Consider the following 3,107-nt stretch of genomic DNA (forward strand, 5'->3'; position numbering starts at 1 on the left):
CGCCGTCAGCGTCTCGATCAACACCGCGGTCTGGATCGTCATGTGCAGCGAGCCGGTGATCCGCGCGCCCTTCAATGGCTGCGACGCGCCGAACTCCTGGCGCAGCGCCATCAGGCCCGGCATCTCGGTCTCGGCAATGTTGATCTCCGCCCGCCCGAAATCGGCAAGCGACAGGTCCTTCACGACATAATCGGTCGTACGGTCGAGCACGGTGGCCATAAGTCTATTCCTCGAAAAATTGGGGTTCAGGCGGCCAATGCGGCCTTGAGGTCGTCGACCAGGTCGGTGCGCTCCCACGGGAAGAAGTCGCCCTCGGGGTCTCGGCCGAAATGGCCGTACGCCGCGGTGCGGGCATAGATCGGCTTATTGAGGCCGAGATGCGTGCGGATGCCGCGCGGGGTCATGCCGCCGAGCTTCTCGATGCCCTGAATGGCCGCCTCGATCTTGTCGTCGCCGACCAAACCGGTGCCGTGCGTGTCGACGTACAGCGAAAGCGGTGCGGATACGCCGATCGCATAGGCCAGCTGGATCGTGCAGCGCCTGGCGAGGCCAGCCGCGACGATGTTCTTGGCAAGATAACGCGTGATGTACGCCGCCGAACGGTCGACTTTGGTCGGATCCTTGCCCGAGAAGGCGCCGCCGCCGTGCGGCGCCGCACCGCCATAGGTGTCGACGATGATCTTGCGCCCGGTCAGCCCGGCGTCGCCATCGGGTCCGCCAATCTCGAACGAGCCGGTCGGGTTGATATGATAAGCCGTTTCGGCGCTGAGCAGCTCCGCCGGCAGCAGGTCGGCGACGACCTTCTTCACATAGGCATGCAGTTCGTCCTGCTTGTCGCCTTCGTCATAGCCTTTGGCATGCTGGGTCGAGACGACGATCGCGGTCGCCGCGACCGGCTTGCCGTTCTCGAAGCGCAGCGTGACCTGGCTCTTGGCGTCGGGTTCGAGGAAAGGTGCTTTGCCCGAATGCCGGTCGGCGGCCATGCGCTCGAGGATCTTGTGGCTGTAGTCGAGCGTCGCCGGCATCAGATCGGGCGTTTCGTCGCAGGCGAAGCCGAACATCATTCCCTGGTCGCCGGCGCCTTCATCCTTGTTGCCGCTGGCGTCGACGCCTTGGGCGATATGCGCCGATTGCGGGTGCAGGTTGTTCTCGAAGCGCAAGGTCTTCCAGTGGAAGCCGTCTTGCTCATAGCCAATCTTGCGGACGGTATTGCGGACGGTTTGCTCGACCTCTTCCTCGACGCCCGGCGCCCAATTGCCGTCCGTATCCATAATCCCCTTGCCGCGGATTTCGCCGGCCAGGACGACCAATTGCGTCGTGGTCAGCGCCTCGCACCCGATCCGCGCCTCGGGATCCTTGGCGAGGAACAGATCGACGATCGCGTCGCTGATTTGGTCGGAAACCTTGTCGGGATGGCCTTCGGAGACCGATTCGGACGTAAACAGATAAGTGTCGCGGGCCATCAGGCTCCCCCTTTTTTGTGAATGTTTCGGGTGGTTCAGGCTGCCGTCGGATTGCGGCTGATCACGTAGCTCTCGTCGTTGAACCAGAGCTCCCCGTTCTTGCGTAGCACCTTGCGGGTGGCTTCGAGATAGAGGGGCTTGCTCATCGCCTCGCCGAGGCGCTCGTCGTCGATTTGCGCGACATAGGTCGCCGCATTCCAGGCGGCGAGCAAAGTCGAGGTACCGATCGAGGCGCTCTCGCTGTCGATCTCGTCGGGCAGCGTGTGCATCTCGTAGCGGAACAGAGCCTCCGAACTGGGCAGCGGGTCGAAGCGGAAATTGCCGGCGTCCGCGCCCATCGCCTGCTTGGTCGCCTCCAGCAGCGCGTGGCGCGAGGTGGTGAACGGATCCTCGCCCGGCCAGACGGTCTGGACGATCTCGAGCCCCGGATCGTTGCCCGCGGAATGGATGCCGAGCAAGCGTCCATTGGGACGCAGGGCGCGGGCGAGTGGGGCCAGCACGCGCTTGGCCTTGAAGTCGGTCGCGGCGCTCAGACGGAACGGCTGGCTGGCGATGACCAGATCGTAGTCGGCGACCGGTTGGTCTTTCTGCGGGATCACCTCGGCGAGCATGAACGCGCAATCCTCGCGGTACAGGATCAGCGTCGTCGGCGTCTCGGGGATCAGGCTGCCGGTTTTCTCGGAAACCCTGGTCTTCCAGTTCCGCGCCAGGAACGGCTGCAGTTCGAGGATCTGGCGCTCGAACTCGGCAGTGGTATTGCCCTTGAGCGCCACGGCCTTCCACGTCATCGCGGCGCGTGCCTCGGGCTTGGTAGGCATCAGGTTTGGCGCTTCGGCATAAGAGATATTGGTGAGCGCGAGCACCGTCTCGGGATGTTCGAAGAAGCGATCGGGCATCTTGTCGAGCGTCAGGCGGACGTCCTCGAGGCTGATTTCCTTGCCGGCGATGAGGAAGGGAAAGCGCGGGTAGGCTTCGTGCATCGAGCGCATCACGCGCGCCAGGACCGTGCCGTCGCCCATGCCGGCGTCGAAGAAGCGTACCGCGGGCGGCGCCGGCTTGAGCTTCTTGAGTTCGCGCGCAACACGCTCGGCGACGACCCACTTCTCGGAGCAGGTATTGACGAACATCAGATATTTCTGGCGGTTGTCGTAGAACCGGAAATTCTGCTCGGAGGACTGCGCCTCGGGTTCGGGCGCCACGATGGCAACCGCATTACGTTCCGCACTGATCGCCGCCATCAAGGGGTCCTCTTCCATTTCCTCTGGCGCCCCCGACGATCTGCCAGGTGCGCGGTTGAAGAGGGTGATGTCGGCGGCGGCCGCGCGGATAAACCACAATCGGTCCCACGGCTCGGCATGGGCAGCTTCCCACTTTGTGAGATCAGGCAGGCGGCCGGTTGCGGGCACTACACTAGATCGGCCGCGCCAAACCGCCTACGCAGCGGCATTGCGAGAAGCCTTGGCGCCCTCAACGGGCCGATTGGCGCGATAGGCCGCTGTCATGTCGTTTATTACGGATGCCCGATTTGGCGTGCGGTTTGCGTCCCCACGCTAGCAGGCGCAGGCCTGCTGCAGCCAAATCGAAAAAAAGCCTATGTTTTTGCGACTGTATCCCATTCGCGAAGACCTCAGCGAACAGGAAAAT

General features: G+C 63.5%; 3 protein-coding genes. All 3 read right to left on the minus strand.

What is annotated here, in order from left to right; all coding sequences use genetic code 11:
• A partial coding sequence (locus tag SPR01S_RS20840; protein WP_174531910.1) for an adenosylhomocysteinase occupies positions 1–219 on the minus strand: 219 nt, incomplete at its 3' end.
• A 26-nt stretch (positions 220–245) separates the two neighbouring features.
• A complete protein-coding gene (gene metK, locus SPR01S_RS20845) occupies positions 246–1,463 on the minus strand; it encodes a methionine adenosyltransferase (RefSeq protein ID WP_066593747.1) in 1,218 nt (405 codons plus the stop codon).
• Positions 1,464–1,498: 35 nt separating this feature from the next.
• Positions 1,499–2,701 (minus strand): hypothetical protein, encoded by a 1,203-nt coding sequence (locus tag SPR01S_RS20850; protein WP_157082390.1) that lies wholly within the window; start codon positions 2,699–2,701, stop codon positions 1,499–1,501.
• Between the last annotated feature and the right edge of the window lie 406 nt (positions 2,702–3,107).

Source organism: Sphingomonas pruni NBRC 15498 (assembly GCF_001598455.1).
Classification (GTDB): domain Bacteria; phylum Pseudomonadota; class Alphaproteobacteria; order Sphingomonadales; family Sphingomonadaceae; genus Sphingomonas; species Sphingomonas pruni.